The following is a 16,493-nucleotide window of genomic DNA, read 5'->3' on the forward strand; positions in this document are numbered from 1 at the left end:
CGCCTTACCCGGCCTACTCGCAATGGATATAATTCTTATGAATATAAAGCGATGCGTCTTCTGCAACCACTCCTCTGGCAACGAGAATCGGTATCTATGATTGTCAGACCAAAATGACAGATGAAAGATTCCGTTATCTTGGCGGTGATGAAGAACACGGATATTAATGCTTCGTAGGCCGGGTAAGGCGGAAGCCGCCACCCGGCATAACAAACGTCAACCGTGGCTGGACTGTTCTTCCATCGCGACCGGCCATTTACGGAAGATAAGCACCGACCAGATCAGCGCGATCAGCGCCGGAATCGCCCCGAGATAACCAATGGCCGACATCGATACATGCAGGCTGATCTGATTTCCCACCAGCGCACCGGCGCCAATCCCCAGATTAAAAATCCCGGAGAAGAGCGACATCGCTACGTCCGTGGCGTCCGGGGCCAGCGCCAGCACTTTGACCTGCATTCCCAGACCAATAATCATGATTGCCACGCCCCAGAACAGACTGAGGATCGCCAGATGACTCTCGCTGCCTGCCGCAGGCATCAGTAATAGCAGGCATGCCAGCAGCAGACCAATCGCACTGCTTACCAGCGCAGACGCGTGCTGATTGCCCAGCTTACCGAACAGGATGCTGCCGATAATCCCCGCGCCGCCCAGGATCAGCAGCAGAACGGTGGCGAAGTTAGCGCTAAAGCCCGCCACAACCTGAACAAACGGCTCAATATAGCTGTAGGCCGTGTAATGGGCGGTCACCACAATCACGGTCAGCAGATAGATGCTCATCAGCGCCGGTCGACGCATCAGCAGCGGCAGACTTTTCAGCGAGCCGGAGTGTTCGCTGGGCAGTTTTGGCAGCAGTTTGATCAGACACACCAGGGTGCTCAGCGCCCCCATGCCGATGGCAAAGAAGGTGGTGCGCCAGCCGAAGTATTGTCCCACAATGCGCCCGATCGGCAGGCCTAACACCATCGCCAGCGCCGTTCCGGTGGCAATCAGGCTCAGCGCCTGGGCGCGTTTTCCCGCCGGGGCCAGACGAATGGCGAGCGACGCGGTGATCGACCAGAAAACGGCATGGGCAAACGCGATGCCGACGCGGCTGATGACCAGCACGGTAAAGTTCCATGCCATAAATGACAGCACATGGCTGGCAATGAACACCACAAACAGCCCAATCAGCAGCTTACGACGTTCCATCTGGCTGGTCAGCAGCATAAACGGCAGCGACATCAGCGCCACCACCCATGCATAGATGGTTAACATAATGCCAACCTGTGCCGTTTCCATATGGAAGCTGGCGGCGATGTCGGACAGCAGCCCAACCGGAACAAATTCCGTGGTGTTGAAAATAAACGCTGCGATGGCGAGCGTGACCACGCGTAGCCACGCGACCCTGCGGGAAACCGTGTGTGTTGTCATAGGGATATCTGGGATTCGTTGCCTGAAAGATGAGGAGACGATCTTAAAGCCTTAAACGGCGAAAACTCAACCGTTATGTGATATGAATCACAAGATTTACCTTCATGCGGCGGTAGCGAACGGGGTTGTTTTCATCGAAGATAAAGAACAACACAACAAAAACAGGCGGTAACTCAATGCAGGAAATTGATTTTTATCTGGTAGATGCCTTCAGCGACAGGGCGTTCGGCGGCAATGCGGCGGCGGTGTGTCCGTTGGAAGCGTGGCTGCCGGATGAGACGCTGCTGAAGATGGCGAAGCAGCATAATCAGTCAGAGACGGCGTTCTTTGTCCGAACGGATAACGGGTTTGAACTGCGCTGGTTTACCACGCAGGATGAAATTAACCTCTGCGGCCACGCAACCCTCGCGGCTTCTCACGTTATTTTCGAATACCTGGATTATCCGCATACGGAAATCACCTTCACCACGCGCTTTGTCGGCGAACTGACGGTACAACGCAGCGGCGACTGGCTGACGCTTAATTTCCCGGCGTGGTCAACCGAGGTGGTCGATACTCCACCAGCGGTGCTGTTCAGCGCGCTGGGCATTAACGCGGCAAAAGAGGTGCGTGTGGGGCGTGATTACCTGGTAGTGCTCGACAGCCAGCGGCAGGTGGAGGCGCTGACGCCGGATATCGCGGCCATGCTCCCGCTGGGGAAAATGGTCTGCGTTACGGCGCCGGGGGATGAGTATGATTTCGTCAGCCGCTTCTTCTGCCCGGGGGAAGGGGTGCCGGAGGATCCGGTGACGGGATCAGCTCACAGCATGCTGATCCCGTACTGGAGCGAAAAGCTCGGAAAAACGCAGATGTCGGCCCGCCAGGTCTCCTTGCGCGGCGGGGATCTGCGCTGCGAGCTGAAAGGCGACCGCGTGCTGATTGGCGGGCAGGCCACACTGTATATGAAGGGGAAAATCTTCCTTCGACTCCAGGATTACGGTCATCATTAAAAACTATGACGCCGGAATACAGGGCGGGCGGTATGTTGAACGAAAACGACAAGGAGCCTGCCATGTATTCTATTACCGCCGAATCCGCCCATCATCCAGATATTCTCGCCCTGATTACGGCGCTGGACCGTTATCAAAGCGTTCTCTATCCCACGGAAAGTAATCATCTGCTGGATTTAACCGAACTGCCGGACGACTCGCTGATCCTGATGATTATTCGTGACACTCAGCTTAACGCCGTCGGGTGTGGCGCTGTCGTTTTGAACGGGGACGGGACCGGGGAAATGAAACGGGTCTATATTGACCCAACCCATCGCGGGCAACGGCTGGGTGATAAATTACTGGCGGCGCTGGAAGATGAAGCCCTCAGCCGCTGCTGCCACACCGTCCGGCTGGAGACGGGGATCAAACAACACGCCGCCATTCGTCTGTATCAACAGTGTGGATACGAACGGCGCGCCGCGTTTGCCCCCTACAATGAGGATCCGCTGAGCCTGTTTATGGAGAAGACGCTGGTGGCTGACGTTCGTTTAGCAGCCCTATAAACGCCTCAAGCTGGCGGGTCATCGCCCCGTGTCGCCACACCAGCCAGGTGGTGAGCCAGCGCCAGTTTTCCGCCAGCGGCCACGCCGCCACCTGATGATGGCCCGGCATGCTCTCCAGCATGGAGCGGGGCATCAGCGCAATGCCTGCCCCGGCAATCACGCAGGCGAGCATCCCGTGATAGGACTCCATCTCGTGGATCCTTCCCGGCGTGACGCGGTCGGCATGGAACCAGCTCTCCAGATGACGCCGGTAAGAACAGTTGGCGCGAAAGGCATACACGTCGCTGCCGCTCACCTGCGTGGCTTTTGATACTTCTGCGTGACCCGCAGGGGTGACCAGCATCATCTCTTCCCGGTAAACCGGCATCCCTTCCAGTTCCGGGTGCGAGAGCGGCCCGTCGACAAAGGCGGCGCTGAGCGTCCCCTCAAGCACGCCGTCAATCATCGTACCGGAAGGCCCGGTGGATAACGCAAACTGAATGCGCGGATAGCGCTGGTTAAACCGCGCCAGACTTTCCGGAATGCGCACGGCGGCGGTACTTTCCAGCGCGCCGAGCGAGAATAATCCCTGCGGTTCATCCCCGGCGACGACCATTCGCGCTTCGTCGACCAGCGCCAGGATCTGCTTGCTGTAGCGCAAAAAATTGTGCCCGGCGGGGGAAAGCCGCAGGCGCTGATTCTCGCGAATAAACAGTTCCACGCCGAGATCCGCTTCTAGCTGTCGGATGCGGGTGGTGAGGTTTGACGGCACCCGGTGTACCTTCTGCGCCGCCTGGGTAATGCTGCCGGTCAGTGCGACTGCGTTAAACATCTCAAGCTGAGTTAAGTCCATACCGTTCTCGATTTGTGAATAAGGTGGTGAGTATTATTCATTTTTAAGAAATAGCAGAGTAGGCCACAATCAATCAACTGTTATTACGTGGAGAACATCATGACTTATTCATCTGCTACCCATGCCCACTCTGTCAACCCGGCTACCGGCGAAACGCTGGCTGCTTACCCGTGGGCAACGTCCGGTGACGTTGAGCGTGCCATTGCGCAGGCGGATACCGGTTTTCGTCAGTGGCGACGCGAAAGCGTGGCGCACCGGGCGCAAAAACTTCGCGATCTGGGTGCGGCGCTGCGTAGTCGTGCGGAAGAGATGGCGCAGACTATCTCCCGGGAGATGGGCAAGCCCATTATGCAGGCGCGTGCGGAGGTGGCTAAGTCCGCCAGCCTTTGCGACTGGTACGCTGAACACGGCCCGGCGATGCTGCACCCGGAATCTACCCAGGTCGAAAATGCGGTGATTGAGTACCGTCCGCTTGGGCCCGTTCTGGCGGTGATGCCGTGGAACTTCCCGCTCTGGCAGGTGCTGCGCGGTGCGGTGCCGATCCTGCTGGCAGGGAACAGCTATCTGCTTAAACATGCGCCTAATGTGCTCGGCTCGGCGGAGCTGATCGGGAAGGTATTCGCGGATGCCGGTTTCCCGGAGGGGGTCTTTGGCTGGGTGAACGCGACGAATGACGGCGTCAGCCAGGCGATTAACGATCGTCGTATCGCGGCGGTGACCGTAACCGGCAGCGTTCGGGCTGGTGCGGCAATTGGCGCGCAGGCGGGCGCGGCGCTGAAGAAATGCGTGCTGGAGCTGGGCGGCTCCGATCCGTTTATCGTTCTGAACGATGTCGATCTGGATCTGGCCGTCAACGCGGCGGTGGCCGGACGTTATCAGAATACCGGGCAGGTTTGTGCGGCGGCAAAACGCTTTATTGTGGAAGCGGGCGTGGCGGACGCCTTTACCCAACGCTTTGTTGACGCGGTCAAGGCGCTGAAGATGGGCGCACCGGATGAGGAAGATAACTATATTGGCCCGATGGCGCGATTTGATCTTCGCGATGAACTGCATCAGCAGGTGCAGGCTACGCTGGCGGAAGGGGCGACCCTGCTGCTGGGCGGAGAGAAGATGTCCGGGACCGGTAACTATTATGCCCCAACCGTACTCGGCGGCGTCACCCCACAGATGACGGCCTTCCGTCAGGAGCTGTTTGGTCCGGTGGCGGCAATTACCGTTGCGAACGATGCGGCTCATGCGTTGCAGCTGGCTAACGACAGCGATTTTGGCTTATCGGCGACGGTCTTTACCGCGAACGATGCGCTGGCTGAAACCTTTGCGCGCGAGCTGGAGTGCGGCGGGGTCTTTATCAACGGCTACAGCGCCAGCGATGCGCGCGTCGCGTTTGGCGGGGTGAAGAAGAGCGGCTTCGGGCGAGAGCTTTCTCATTTCGGTCTGCACGAGTTCTGTAATGTGCAGACCGTGTGGAAGGATCGCGTCTAGTCTTGTTGCCGGGTAAGGCCAGGCCGCTACCCGGCAATTCACGTTTCCTGTCATTTTTGCGTAATGGTTCTGTCATTTTCGTTTCGTAGACTCGCTCGCGCCTAACGTATTGTTACAGAAGAAAATTATGAACCTAACGCAAATTTTTCGCCGTCTTGCGCCGCGCTTTATCCCTCGTCAGTTTGGCCTGCTGACCGGCATCTTTTGTATTATTGGCCTTTTCTCCGCCCTGCAACTCTCTTCATCCTTCCTGCTGACCGCCTCCCTGAATGAAGCCCAGCGTAACGAACAGCGCAATCAGCTGGCCTGGCAGCAGCAGAGCAGGCTGGATCAGGCCCGTATTTCTCTACTGGCGGCCAGCGATCTGCTCAACCGCTCTGGCGTGTACTTTATGCAGGATAAAGAGACCGGCTCGGAAGGGAGCTGGCATAGCTTGATGGACGAGGCGCAAAAATCTCTGGCGGCGTCACAGCAGGCATGGCAGGCCTGGCTCGCGCTTAACCCGCCGAAAGACGACGGGCTGGTTAACAGCTATCAGCTGTTTTTCGACGCCATCCGAGAGCAGGCGGAGGGGTTGGTGAAAACCAACAGCATCGACCTCTTTTTCGCCGTACCTGCCCAGGCGTTTCAGACCGATTTTAATGACAACTTCGCACACTATCAGCAACGGAGTGAGAAGCAGGCGATACAGGGGCGTCAGTCGCTCATGGAACAACTCTCAGGCCTGCAACGGCTGTTCCTGTTTGCGCCGCTGGTGCTACTGGCCATTGCCATAGCCGTCTGGTTCGGAATGGCGAAGTGGGTGATATCCCCGCTACGCCGTCTGATTATCCAGATTAACCAGCTTGCGGCAGGGGATTTGTCAGGCACGCCGCCTGACGTTGTGCGCTTTAACCGTGAAATCAGCCAGCTCAGCGGCAGTATTACCGCCATGCAGCGCGGGCTCCAGCAACTGGTGACCCAGGTCAGCGAGGCCACTACCTCCATGGTTGAAAATATCGGATCGCTTGCGCAGGGGAATCAGAAGCTTTATCAGCAGTCTACGCGACAGGCCAAAGAGCTGGAGGAGGTGACCGCACACATCGCCGATCTCGAAACCCACGTTGAGGGAAACACGGGTTATGCAAAACTCGCCCGCGCGCGCGCGGATGAAGCCCGACAGGCTGCCGCTGGTGGGGAGCAAATGATGTCAGCGGTGAATGGCTCGATGCAGACGATCGTCGACCGATCCTCAGAGATGCGCGGGATCGTCGCGATGATCGACAGCGTGGCGTTTCAGACCAACATTCTCGCCCTCAATGCTGCCATTGAAGCCGCCCATGCAGGAGAGCAGGGGCGCGGATTTGCGGTGGTCGCCCGGGAAGTGGGGTTACTTGCCAGAAAAAGCAGTCACTCTACGCAAACCATCCAGGCGCTGATTAACTACTCGCTACAGGGCATTGAAGAAGGTTCTCAGGTGGTAAACCGTCTGGAAGAGAATTTGCAACAGGTCACCGGGCTGGTGGCGAATCTGAGCAGCCTGCTGAATGATATTTCGCTGGCTACCCTGAATCAGGGGGACAGCATTCATCAGATGACCCGTCAGCTTCAGGCGCTGAATCAGGTATCGCGTCGGACAGATGTGCTGGTTAGCGAAGCGTCAAATGCCTCTGAGCGCCTGCATCAGCAGTCCGATCTTTTGTTGCAGGCCGTCTCGCGTTTCCGTCTCCCTGCCTGACGTGACGTATCAGCCTCTGTTATACTCGCTGCCCGTTTTAGCCTGAGGGCAAGGAGCAAAGTGTGGCTGCGGTCATCCATAATGAGATGCTGGACGAGATTCTGGCGCAGGTTCGTCCGTTACTGGGGCAGGGTAAGGTTGCCGATTACATTCCCGCGCTGGCCTCGATCAGCGGTAATAAGCTCGGCATTGCCATTTGTACTGTCGACGGTCAGCGTTTTCAGGCGGGAGACGCGCTGGAGCGCTTTTCGATTCAGTCGATCTCAAAAGTGCTTAGCCTCGTTGCCGCCATGCGCCAGTATGACGAGCAGGAGATCTGGCAGCGGGTGGGCAAAGATCCGTCCGGTCAGCCGTTCAACTCCCTTCTCCAGCTGGAAATCGAACAGGGTAAGCCGCGTAACCCGTTTATTAACGCCGGGGCGCTGGTGGTGTGCGACATGCTGCAAAGCCGGCTGAGCGCGCCGCGCCAGCGGATGCTCCAGATTGTGCGGCAGCTTTCCGGCGTGCAGGACATCGCCTACGATCCGGTGGTTGCGCGCTCTGAGTTTGAACACTCGGCACGTAACGCCGCCATCGCCTGGCTGATGAAGTCCTTCGGCAACTTTCATAATGACGTTGCCACGGTGCTGCAAAACTATTTTCATTACTGCGCGCTGAAGATGAACTGCGTCGAACTGGCGCAGACTTTTCTGTTTCTGGCGCATCAGGGCCATGCCCCGCATCTGGGCGAGGACGTTGTCTCCCCGATGCAGGCCCGGCAGATCAACGCCTTAATGGCAACCAGCGGAATGTATCAGAATGCCGGGGAGTTTGCCTGGCGCGTGGGGCTGCCGGCTAAATCCGGCGTTGGCGGTGGGGTCGTGGCGATTGTCCCCCACGAGATGGCGATTGCCGTCTGGAGCCCGGAACTGGACGAGACCGGAAATTCACTGGCGGGCGTGGCGGCGCTGGAACAGCTGACCAAACGCCTTGGACGGTCCGTATACTGATGTCCACGTTAGATCCTCTCTTCGCGCGCCTGGCTCGCTCCACGTTCCGTTCACGATTTCATTTAGGGACGAAAGAGCGGCAATACTGCTGGGATAAGGGCGCGGAGACTATCGATAAGCATGCTGCTGATTTTGTCGCCGCGCGGCTGGCGCCTGCACACCCGGTGAATGACGGTAAGCAGACGCCAATGCGCGGCCATCCGGTTTTTATCGCCCAGCATGCCACGGCAACCTGCTGTCGGGGCTGTCTGGCTAAGTGGCACGCTATCCCGCAGGGCGTGCCGCTGAGTGCGCAGCAACAACAGTATATCGTCAACGTAATCCATCATTGGCTGGTCATAGAGGTAAATCGTGCCTCCTGAACTGACAATGTCTCTGTTTAAGCTACGCTTTTACTAATGCTCAGCGTCAGGAGACGTTATGAAGGCACCTCAAATTCCCATGAATGAAGCGGAGCGTATGAATGCTCTGCGCGAGTCCGGTCTGCTTGAGATCGACAATTATCCCGCGTTTGACCGTCTGACGCGTCTGGCAACACGCTTTTTCAGGGTGCCGCTGGCAATGATTACGCTGGTGGATGATCACGCCGCGATCGTGAAGTCTGCCGACGGCCAGGTACCTGCCACCCAGCCTCGCGATCTCTCGTTTTGTGGTCATACGATCCTGGGTGACGCGCCGCTGGTGGTGAGTGACACGCTGCTGGACGAACGCTTTGCGGATAATCCGCAGGTGGTGGGAGATCCGGGCGTGCGCTTTTACGCCGGTTTCCCGCTGCGTTTACGTGACGGGGCGTGCGCGGGATCGTTGTGTCTCATTGATTACGCGCCTCGTGAGTTTACCGCGGTGGATGCCGCCGTACTGGCCGATCTCAGCGCGCTGGCAGAGGATGAATTTGCGGCCGTTAGCGCGGCCACAACCGATGAACTCACGGGGCTGTTTAACCGTCGCGGGTTTAACCAGTTTGCGCAGTTTGCACTGTCGGTTTCGCAGCGTCGGGCAGAACCCTTAACCCTTGGCTGGCTGGATCTGGACCATTTCAAAACCATTAACGATCGCTTCGGGCATCAGGAGGGGGACAAAGCTCTGAAAGCGATGGCCGCCCTGATGCGTTCCTCCTTCCGCGAGGCCGATCTGCTGGTACGTTTCGGGGGAGATGAGTTCGCGGTGCTGTTTGCGGATACCGATGAGCCTGGCGCCTGGATCGCCATGCAGTATCTCGTCGAACAAACGGAAAAGTATAACGCGCGTCAACTGCATCCCTGGTCGTTACAGTTCTCCTGGGGGCTGAGCGAGTTCGATCATCACCGCAACGATATGAAGGCATGGCTAAAACACGCGGATGCGCAAATGTACGCCATGAAGCGGCAACACCACGGCGAGAAATGACATAACGAAATCCTATGTCATCACTTATTGCGTTACAAAAATGTTAATAGCAAAGTGGAGAGATTCAACCTAAGGACGCACAATGAACTCTCCCATGCTGATTAAACCTCTCTCCCGGCAGGACATCCTCACCCACATTGATGCCCTGAACGATATTCTCGTCAACTGTGTCAACGGCGGCGCCTCCGTCAGCTTTATGCTGCCTTTTTCTGCCGGGAAAGCCCAAACCTTCTGGCTCAGCGTCGCTGACAGCGTCGGGCGCGACGAGCGTACCGTCCTGGGTTGTTTTGATGCGGAGCAGGGGCTGGTTGGCACGGTCCAGCTGATCACCGATCAGCCTGAAAACCAGCCACACCGGGCAGATGTCGCAAAACTGCTGGTTCATGAGAAGGCGCGCCGTAAAGGGGCGGCAATGGCGCTGATGGAAGCCCTGGAGGCGGTTGCACGTGAAAAAGCGCTTACGGTACTGGTGCTTGATACCTCGACCGGCAGCGGCGCGGAGACGTTTTACCAACGTGCGGGCTGGCAAAAGGCGGGGGAGGTCCCACGCTACGCCCTGATGCCGAACGGGGACATGACGGCGACCTCGGTGTTCTATAAATTTCTGTGATTATTTTTCACCATCATGTCCTGAGTTGATCCAGACAGGGGTTCTGGTCCTGAAGTTTTGATAAGTTATCACACCAATCTTATCATGCTGTATGACTAATCATAAAGGACCTCCATTGTGAACACACTCAACCGTCGTGATTTCCCCGGTGCGCGCTATCCTGAACGTATCATCCAGTTTGGCGAAGGTAACTTCCTGCGCGCGTTCGTTGACTGGCAAATCGACCTCTTAAACGAGCATACCGATCTCAATGCCGGTGTGGTGATTGTGCGGCCGATCCAGAGCGATTTTCCCCCGTCGCTGAGCACCCAGGATGGTCTGTATACCACGATTATTCGTGGTCTTAATGAGCAGGGAGAAGCGGTAAGCGATGCGCGTCTTATTCGTTCCGTGAATCGTGAAATCAGCGTCTACAGCCAGTACGATGAATTTCTGAAGCTCGCCCATAACCCGGACATGCGGTTTGTCTTCTCCAATACCACGGAGGCGGGGATCAGCTATCACGCGGGGGATAAGTTTGACGATGCGCCAGCTGTAAGCTATCCGGCCAAACTGACGCGTCTGCTGTTCGAGCGTTTTACCCACTTTAACGGGGCAGCGGATAAAGGCTGGATTATCATTCCTTGCGAACTCATCGACTACAACGGCGATGCCCTGCGTGAACTGGTGCTGCGCTATGCACAGGAGTGGGCGCTGCCGGCGGCATTCATTGCGTGGCTGAATGATGCTAACACTTTCTGTTCGACGCTGGTTGACCGCATTGTTACCGGCTATCCGCGTGATGAGGTGGCAGAGCTGGAAGCCGGGCTGGGCTATCACGACAGCTTCCTCGACACGGCGGAACATTTCTATCTGTTTGTTATTCAGGGGCCGAAATCACTTGCAGCTGAACTGCGCCTGGATAAATACCCACTCAACGTCCTGATTGTTGACGATATCAAACCGTATAAAGAGCGTAAGGTGGCGATCCTCAACGGCGCGCACACGGCGCTGGTTCCGGTCGCTTTTCAGGCCGGCCTGGATACGGTAGGGGAAGCCATGAACGACGCGGAAATTTGCGCGTTCGTAGAGAAGGCTATTTATGAGGAGATTATTCCGGTCCTGGATCTGCCGCGCGACGAGCTGCACTCCTTCGCCAGTGCCGTAACGGGGCGTTTCCGTAATCCGTACATTAAGCATCAGCTGCTGTCGATTGCACTGAACGGGATGACCAAGTACCGCACCCGCATTCTGCCGCAACTGCTGGCAGGGCAGAAGGCGACCGGCAAACTGCCAGCACGTCTGACCTTTGCTCTGGCGGCGCTGATTGCATTTTACCGTGCCGAGCGCAACGGTGAGCGCTATCCGGTGCAGGACGATGCGCACTGGCTTGAACGTTACCAGCAGTTGTGGACGCAACATCACGACAAACAGGTCACTACCCGTGAACTGGTATCGTCAGTGTTAAGCGTGAGCGAGCACTGGGAACAGGATCTCACTCTGGTGAACGGACTGGTAGACCAGGTTGTGCTGGATCTGGATGCAATTTTAAGCAAAGGTATGCGCGATGCGGTGAAACCGCTCTGCTAATCATACGCCCGGCGTTGGCCGGGTTTTTTACAGACTACCTTTAGTTACAACATACTATACGTTCTTTTTTTAAAAAGCACATGCAGCACCGTGCGGTTGAGGCTTAACAGGTCAGAAAATGCAATGAGTTATTAACATGCTTGCAACCGTGAGGGGGATCACGTTTAATAGCCGCGCTCTTTACTTTTCTGAAGCTGATTATGATTGTTCGTCCTCAACAGCACTGGCTGCAACTGATTTTTGTCTGGCATGGTTCGGTACTTCCCAAAATTTATACCCGACTGCTGCTTAACTTCCTGCTTTCCATCGCCGTGATTGTCATGCTGCCGTGGTACACCTCGCTGGGTATCCGGTTTACCGTCGCGCCGTTCAGCATTCTGGGCGTGGCTATCGCCATCTTCCTGGGATTTCGCAATAACGCCTGTTATTCGCGCTACGTTGAGGCGCGTCTGCTTTGGGGGCAGTTGATGATAGCGGCGCGCTCGCTGTTTCGCGAGGTAAAAAACACCTTACCGGATGATAAACATCTTGGAGAATTTGTTCGCCTGCAAATCGCGTTTGCTAACTGTCTGCGAATGACCCTGCGCAGAGAAACCAATGCCGATCAGCTGTCCCGCTATCTGGCTCCAGACGATTTACGCAAAGTGATGGACGCCAACTCGCCGGCGAACCGTATCCTGCTGATCATGGGGGAGTGGCTGGCCGTGCGGCGGCGCAGCGGGCACCTTTCAGACATCTTGTTTCACAGCCTTAACAACCGCCTGAACGATATGTCCATCGTGCTGGCTGGCTGTGAGCGTATCGCCAACACGCCAGTCCCGTTTGCCTATACGCTGATCCTGCACCGGACGGTGTATTTGTTCTGCATTATGCTGCCGTTTGCGCTGGTAGTTGATCTGCATTACATGACGCCCTTTGTCTCTGCGCTGATTTCCTACACCTTTATCTCGCTGGACACGCTGGCGGAAGAGCTGGAAGATCCGTTTGGGACGGAAGATAACGATCTGCCGCTGGACGCCATCTGCAACATGATGGAGCGCGATCTGTTGCAGATGAACGATGAAGAGAACATCCCTGAAAGACTGATGCCGGATAAGCATTATCAGCTGACCTGACGGGCATTCCACTCGTCGCGGGTGATTTCCCACAGCTCCGAATCCAGCAGGCCGCTGACATAGGCTTTCTTCTCCGTCCTGATGAGCCGCATGCCGCTGCTGTCTGAAATACGTCGGGAGCGGCTGTTGGCCGCCGCTTTCGGCGCGCGTAACACCGGTTTATTGAGCGTATTGAACCAGTAATCCGTGGCCGCAATACTCGCCTCGCGCATATATCCCTGGCCCTGAAATTCCGGCGCGAGCCAGAAGCCCCGATTGTTGTCCTCCACGTCATACAGGCAAATCAACCCCATCAGTTCGTCAGGCGCTTCACGACGGCGAATCGTCCAGAACCACGCAATCCCTTTGGCCATATCGGGCAGTGCAACGTTGTTGACATAATTTTCTGCACCGTTTTCCGGGTAGGGCCAGGGGACTGAAGCCACCATATAGCGGACAATCTCCCAGCGCGGATAGCGTTGCTGGATCTGGACGGCATCTTCTGCAATCAGGGGGCGTAATATCAGGCGCTCGGTGGTAAGCGTGGGTATGGTCATCCTCTGATCTCCATAATTAAGCGTTATGCTTTTGTTTGGGTTCTGGTATTTTCATCTTAATAACATTCTGTTGCGATGTACTGTACTAAAACGATGTTGAGTTAACGTAATCAACCTGCTTGAAAAGGAGAAGGGTATGGTTTTACCTGGGATAAACCTTGATAAAAACTTACCGGGCTACGATTTTGCGAAAATGTCGGGAGTTGGGGCTGCGGATTTCGATTTTAAAGCGCTTGGTGCCGCCATGGACTGTCATCGTGAATTTGCTCACGCGGGTATCATTTACTCTGACGGCCCCCAACGCTTCCTGGTGCGACCCGGCAAAAGACATCCTCAAGGGCAAAGTGGAATAGTAACGCATGTTATCGTGACCAAAGCCTCCTCGTTTCCGTCTGCTTCCACAGCAGGAAAAGTATTGAGTGATGCAGTTTCATCTACTTCCATGGGAACTGAAATTGCCTCAACCGTTCTGTCATGTGGCGCGATGATCATAACTGGCGGAGTGATGCTTGCTGGAACAGCAGCAACTCCCCTTACCGCAGGCGGGGGAAGCGTACTGGTCGCTATTGGCTACGCCGGAACGGCTGCCACCGGTCTGCAATGTGTGAATGGCCTTTATCGAATTTATGATTTGGTTGAAAATGACGGTGCCAATGTTGCCTGGCTGGATACCCAGGACTGGTATGTCGCCACATCCACTTCCTTAGATGTCATTTCTCTGGCAAGCGCAGGCGGTGCACTTAAAGAGGCTGTCACTACCTGGCGCGCAATGAAATCCGTTTCGTCCTTGAAAGCAACCGAGTGGCTAAAAAATTATCCTCGTCAGGACCGTGCTCGACTGACTGAATTAATTATTCGCGCTCAAAACCCTGGTATAAGCAATAAAGAAGTCAAAGCGCTTATTCGAGCTGGCTTTTATCCAAAACGATTCCCATCTGGTCCTGTTCAGGTTGAGCTCACCAGGCAATTAGGTCAAGTTGTAACAAGTGCCGCGGCGCTTGCAGGAAGCGCTGTAAGCGGAGTTATTGCCGCTCCGGGGAACATACCTCGTACCAGTAAATACATTATTGGTACTATCCAGTCACTGGCGGTTTTTTAATGAAAATTCTGCGCTTGTTAACCGGACACGTTTCTTACGAGCTCCTGCAACACGGAAAACGGATTGAGGACGCTATTGCCCGTCATGACAATGACTTATTAAACCATTCCACCCCCGAACTGGAGCGGTATTTTTCACGCCCGCTTAGTGAGCTGCCACGGCAAAATGCTTATCCGGTAGCGATATTATTACCGCTATTTCTGGTGATTTTTGCGTTTAATTTGCTGCCATTTCTCCAGACAATATCCAGTATGTCGCCATCGCTACATGCACTCAGTTTTTTTGTCCCATCGCTAGCGATACTTATCTTCCTGATGCTCGCGAGTGCCTTCCTTGCCCGGGGATACACTTCAGGACTAACAGTATTTTTAGCGCTTTTCATCATCCTGCTCACATTAACGGTACTGCAATGGCTTCACTATCTGACGATGTCTGACGGCAGAAGCTGGCAGCTGATCATTGCAACGATCGCTTTGGTAATTAGCCGTATGGTGTTAAACAGTCGAGGCTTTGTGCTGTTCACGCTATATTGTCGTTCGAAGCGTCTTGCCACGCTGGCTCGCATCATGCGCCTAAAGAGCGGTAAGAATAATGTGAGGAACACATGACACTCATCGTACGCCCGTTACAGGCAGAAGATTACCCACAGTGGCGACCGCTGTGGGATGGCTATACCCATTTTTATGAGTGCTACCTTGACGAGTCCGTTACCACGGCCACCTGGGACAGGGCGCTCGCAGGTTCATCATCCCTGTTTTGCCGGGTCGTGGAGAAAGACGGCAGCGTCATCGGCTTCGCCATGTGTGTCCTGCATGAAGGGACCTGGTCAACCGCGCCCGTTTGCTATCTGGAAGATCTGTTTGTTGACGCTGCCGAACGTGGCGCAGGGGCGGGTAAAGCGCTTATCGACGCCCTGATCGATGAAGGCAAGCGGGAAGGGTGGTCAAAACTCTACTGGGTAACCCGCATGAACAATCCGGCGCGTAAGCTGTATGACCACTATGGTGAAGCTGACGATTACGTCCGGTACCGAATCTCGCTTTAGTCGCTTAATACCTGGGTTTGTATCACACTGTATCTGCCTCTGCGGTACATACACAGGTATGCAATAAAACCGTATCCCCAAACATCTCCTATACAAACGCATGGTGATATATCTCCGTCAACTCAACTTATCCGGAGATAACATCATGTTTAATAAACTCGCATACTCAGCCGTCGCCCTGACCGTTTCACTTGGCACCGTGATGTCCTGTCAGGCAGAAGCGACGGGTAAGAATTACGCGTCGGCCTTCAACCAGGTAAAACAGATTAACGCTGGCGATTTGAACGTCGGTTACGTCGATATCGGGCCAAAAGAGGGGCAACCGGTGATCCTGCTGCATGGCTGGCCGTACGACATTCACAGTTATGCAGAGGTGGCCCCCGCGCTGGCCGCGAAGGGGTATCGTGTCATTGTGCCGTCCCTGCGCGGGTACGGCACCACGCGCTTTATTTCTGATAAAACGCCGCGAAACGGCCAGCCTTCGGCGATGGCAAAAGACATCGTTAACCTGATGGACGCCCTGAATATCAGACAGGCGGTGTTTGCCGGTTATGACTGGGGGGCGCGTACGGCGGATATCGTTGCGGCGCTCTGGCCGGAACGGGTGAAATCGCTGGTCTCGGTGAGTGGTTACCTGATCAGCAGCCAGGCGATTGGCAAACAGCCTTTACCGCCGAAGGCAGAGGTTCAGTGGTGGTATCAGTTCTATTTCGCCACGCCACGCGGTGCGGAAGGCTATGCTAAAAATACGCACGATTTTGCCCGGTTGATCTGGTCCCAGGCTTCGCCTGACTGGAAATTCAGCGATGCCACCTTCAATGCGAGCGCCCAATCCCTCGATAACCCGGACCACGTTGCCGTCACGCTCAGTAATTACCGCTGGCGTCTGGGGCTGGAGAAGGGGGAGCAGAAATATGACGCCTACGAACAAAAGCTGGCTAAGCTGCCGAACATTACGGTGCCGACCATCACCATCGAGGGCGGTAACAACGGGGCACCACATCCTGCACCCGCAGCCTATGCGGGGAAATTCACCGGAAAATATGAGCACCGTACTTTCGGCGCAACGGTTGGCCACAACCCGCCGCAGGAAGATCCGCAGGACTTTGTTAACGCGGTTGTCGACGCGGATAAACTCTGATATGTGCTATTTTCAATCCGTTACC

At 55.7% G+C, this 16,493-nt stretch carries 17 protein-coding genes; 14 read left to right on the forward strand and 3 right to left on the reverse strand.

What is annotated here, in order from left to right; translation table 11 throughout:
• Positions 1-216 precede the first annotated feature (216 nt).
• Complete coding sequence (locus tag IM290_RS17480; RefSeq protein WP_193042675.1) at positions 217-1,413, reverse strand: sugar transporter; 1,197 nt, start codon at positions 1,411-1,413, stop codon at positions 217-219.
• A gap of 176 nt (positions 1,414-1,589) precedes the next feature.
• On the opposite strand from IM290_RS17480, the gene IM290_RS17485 reads away from it, so the two are divergent.
• Complete coding sequence (locus IM290_RS17485) at positions 1,590-2,402, forward strand: PhzF family phenazine biosynthesis protein (RefSeq protein ID WP_047741288.1); 813 nt, start codon at positions 1,590-1,592, stop codon at positions 2,400-2,402.
• 62 nt (positions 2,403-2,464) lie between these two features.
• Complete coding sequence (locus tag IM290_RS17490) at positions 2,465-2,947, forward strand: GNAT family N-acetyltransferase (protein ID WP_193042674.1); 483 nt, start codon at positions 2,465-2,467, stop codon at positions 2,945-2,947.
• Here IM290_RS17490 and IM290_RS17495 read toward each other — a convergent pair.
• Complete coding sequence (locus IM290_RS17495) at positions 2,901-3,779, reverse strand: LysR family transcriptional regulator (RefSeq protein ID WP_193042673.1); 879 nt, start codon at positions 3,777-3,779, stop codon at positions 2,901-2,903. The genes IM290_RS17490 and IM290_RS17495 overlap by 47 nt on opposite strands.
• A gap of 99 nt (positions 3,780-3,878) precedes the next feature.
• Between IM290_RS17495 and sad the strand changes: the two genes are divergently transcribed.
• The 8 genes from sad (at position 3,879) to IM290_RS17535 (ending at position 12,647) form a co-directional block, all read left to right on the forward strand.
• The gene (sad, locus tag IM290_RS17500; protein ID WP_193042672.1) at positions 3,879-5,261 is read left to right on the forward strand and encodes a succinate-semialdehyde dehydrogenase; all 1,383 of its coding nucleotides are present in this window, start codon (positions 3,879-3,881) and stop codon (positions 5,259-5,261) included.
• Positions 5,262-5,388: 127 nt separating this feature from the next.
• Positions 5,389-6,978, forward strand: coding sequence for a methyl-accepting chemotaxis protein (locus IM290_RS17505; RefSeq protein WP_193042671.1), 1,590 nt, complete (start codon positions 5,389-5,391; stop codon positions 6,976-6,978).
• A gap of 62 nt (positions 6,979-7,040) precedes the next feature.
• On the forward strand, positions 7,041-7,967 hold the full coding sequence (glsB, locus tag IM290_RS17510; RefSeq protein WP_003857165.1) for a glutaminase B: 927 nt from the start codon (positions 7,041-7,043) through the stop codon (positions 7,965-7,967).
• A complete protein-coding gene (locus IM290_RS17515; RefSeq protein WP_003857163.1) occupies positions 7,967-8,329 on the forward strand; it encodes a DUF4186 domain-containing protein in 363 nt (120 codons plus the stop codon). The genes glsB and IM290_RS17515 overlap by 1 nt, the downstream gene beginning before the upstream one ends.
• Positions 8,330-8,387: 58 nt before the next feature.
• Entirely contained in the window at positions 8,388-9,353 is a 966-nt protein-coding gene (locus IM290_RS17520) for a sensor domain-containing diguanylate cyclase (protein ID WP_193042670.1), read from the forward strand.
• An 82-nt stretch (positions 9,354-9,435) separates the two neighbouring features.
• Entirely contained in the window at positions 9,436-9,963 is a 528-nt protein-coding gene (locus tag IM290_RS17525) for a GNAT family N-acetyltransferase (protein ID WP_193042669.1), read from the forward strand.
• Between the two features lie 117 nt (positions 9,964-10,080).
• Positions 10,081-11,532, forward strand: coding sequence for a tagaturonate reductase (locus IM290_RS17530; protein WP_193042668.1), 1,452 nt, complete (start codon positions 10,081-10,083; stop codon positions 11,530-11,532).
• 200 nt (positions 11,533-11,732) lie between these two features.
• The gene (locus IM290_RS17535; RefSeq protein WP_003857155.1) at positions 11,733-12,647 is read left to right on the forward strand and encodes a bestrophin family protein; all 915 of its coding nucleotides are present in this window, start codon (positions 11,733-11,735) and stop codon (positions 12,645-12,647) included.
• Here IM290_RS17535 and IM290_RS17540 read toward each other — a convergent pair.
• The gene (locus IM290_RS17540) at positions 12,635-13,183 is read right to left on the reverse strand and encodes a GNAT family N-acetyltransferase (protein ID WP_022651192.1); all 549 of its coding nucleotides are present in this window, start codon (positions 13,181-13,183) and stop codon (positions 12,635-12,637) included. The genes IM290_RS17535 and IM290_RS17540 overlap by 13 nt on opposite strands.
• A 136-nt stretch (positions 13,184-13,319) precedes the next feature.
• Here IM290_RS17540 and IM290_RS17545 point away from each other — a divergent pair, with 136 nt between their 5' ends.
• The 4 genes from IM290_RS17545 to IM290_RS17560 all read left to right on the forward strand — a co-directional run bounded on the left by IM290_RS17545 (position 13,320) and on the right by IM290_RS17560 (position 16,468).
• A complete protein-coding gene (locus IM290_RS17545; protein ID WP_193042667.1) occupies positions 13,320-14,282 on the forward strand; it encodes a hypothetical protein in 963 nt (320 codons plus the stop codon).
• Positions 14,282-14,890: a hypothetical protein gene (locus tag IM290_RS17550; protein ID WP_063932389.1), complete on the forward strand. Its 609-nt coding sequence runs from the start codon at positions 14,282-14,284 to the stop codon at positions 14,888-14,890. The genes IM290_RS17545 and IM290_RS17550 overlap by 1 nt, the downstream gene beginning before the upstream one ends.
• On the forward strand, positions 14,887-15,327 hold the full coding sequence (locus IM290_RS17555; RefSeq protein WP_193354485.1) for a GNAT family N-acetyltransferase: 441 nt from the start codon (positions 14,887-14,889) through the stop codon (positions 15,325-15,327). The genes IM290_RS17550 and IM290_RS17555 overlap by 4 nt, the downstream gene beginning before the upstream one ends.
• 145 nt (positions 15,328-15,472) lie before the next feature.
• On the forward strand, positions 15,473-16,468 hold the full coding sequence (locus IM290_RS17560) for an alpha/beta fold hydrolase (protein WP_193042666.1): 996 nt from the start codon (positions 15,473-15,475) through the stop codon (positions 16,466-16,468).
• The last annotated feature ends 25 nt before the right edge of the window (positions 16,469-16,493 follow it).

Origin of the sequence: Enterobacter cloacae complex sp. S1 (genome assembly GCF_014930525.1) — a bacterium.
Taxonomy (GTDB): Bacteria; Pseudomonadota; Gammaproteobacteria; order Enterobacterales; family Enterobacteriaceae; genus Enterobacter; species Enterobacter hormaechei_C.

Coding starts and splice junctions, on each gene's coding strand:
- IM290_RS17480 (WP_193042675.1), bottom strand. CDS start 1,413: ATGACAACACACACGGTTTCCCGCAGGGTCGCGTGGCTACGCGTGGTC.
- IM290_RS17485 (WP_047741288.1), top strand. CDS start 1,590: ATGCAGGAAATTGATTTTTATCTGGTAGATGCCTTCAGCGACAGGGCG.
- IM290_RS17490 (WP_193042674.1), top strand. CDS start 2,465: ATGTATTCTATTACCGCCGAATCCGCCCATCATCCAGATATTCTCGCC.
- IM290_RS17495 (WP_193042673.1), bottom strand. CDS start 3,779: ATGGACTTAACTCAGCTTGAGATGTTTAACGCAGTCGCACTGACCGGC.
- sad (WP_193042672.1), top strand. CDS start 3,879: ATGACTTATTCATCTGCTACCCATGCCCACTCTGTCAACCCGGCTACC.
- IM290_RS17505 (WP_193042671.1), top strand. CDS start 5,389: ATGAACCTAACGCAAATTTTTCGCCGTCTTGCGCCGCGCTTTATCCCT.
- IM290_RS17515 (WP_003857163.1), top strand. CDS start 7,967: ATGTCCACGTTAGATCCTCTCTTCGCGCGCCTGGCTCGCTCCACGTTC.
- IM290_RS17520 (WP_193042670.1), top strand. CDS start 8,388: ATGAAGGCACCTCAAATTCCCATGAATGAAGCGGAGCGTATGAATGCT.
- IM290_RS17525 (WP_193042669.1), top strand. CDS start 9,436: ATGAACTCTCCCATGCTGATTAAACCTCTCTCCCGGCAGGACATCCTC.
- IM290_RS17535 (WP_003857155.1), top strand. CDS start 11,733: ATGATTGTTCGTCCTCAACAGCACTGGCTGCAACTGATTTTTGTCTGG.
- IM290_RS17540 (WP_022651192.1), bottom strand. CDS start 13,183: ATGACCATACCCACGCTTACCACCGAGCGCCTGATATTACGCCCCCTG.
- IM290_RS17545 (WP_193042667.1), top strand. CDS start 13,320: ATGGTTTTACCTGGGATAAACCTTGATAAAAACTTACCGGGCTACGAT.
- IM290_RS17550 (WP_063932389.1), top strand. CDS start 14,282: ATGAAAATTCTGCGCTTGTTAACCGGACACGTTTCTTACGAGCTCCTG.
- IM290_RS17555 (WP_193354485.1), top strand. CDS start 14,887: ATGACACTCATCGTACGCCCGTTACAGGCAGAAGATTACCCACAGTGG.
- IM290_RS17560 (WP_193042666.1), top strand. CDS start 15,473: ATGTTTAATAAACTCGCATACTCAGCCGTCGCCCTGACCGTTTCACTT.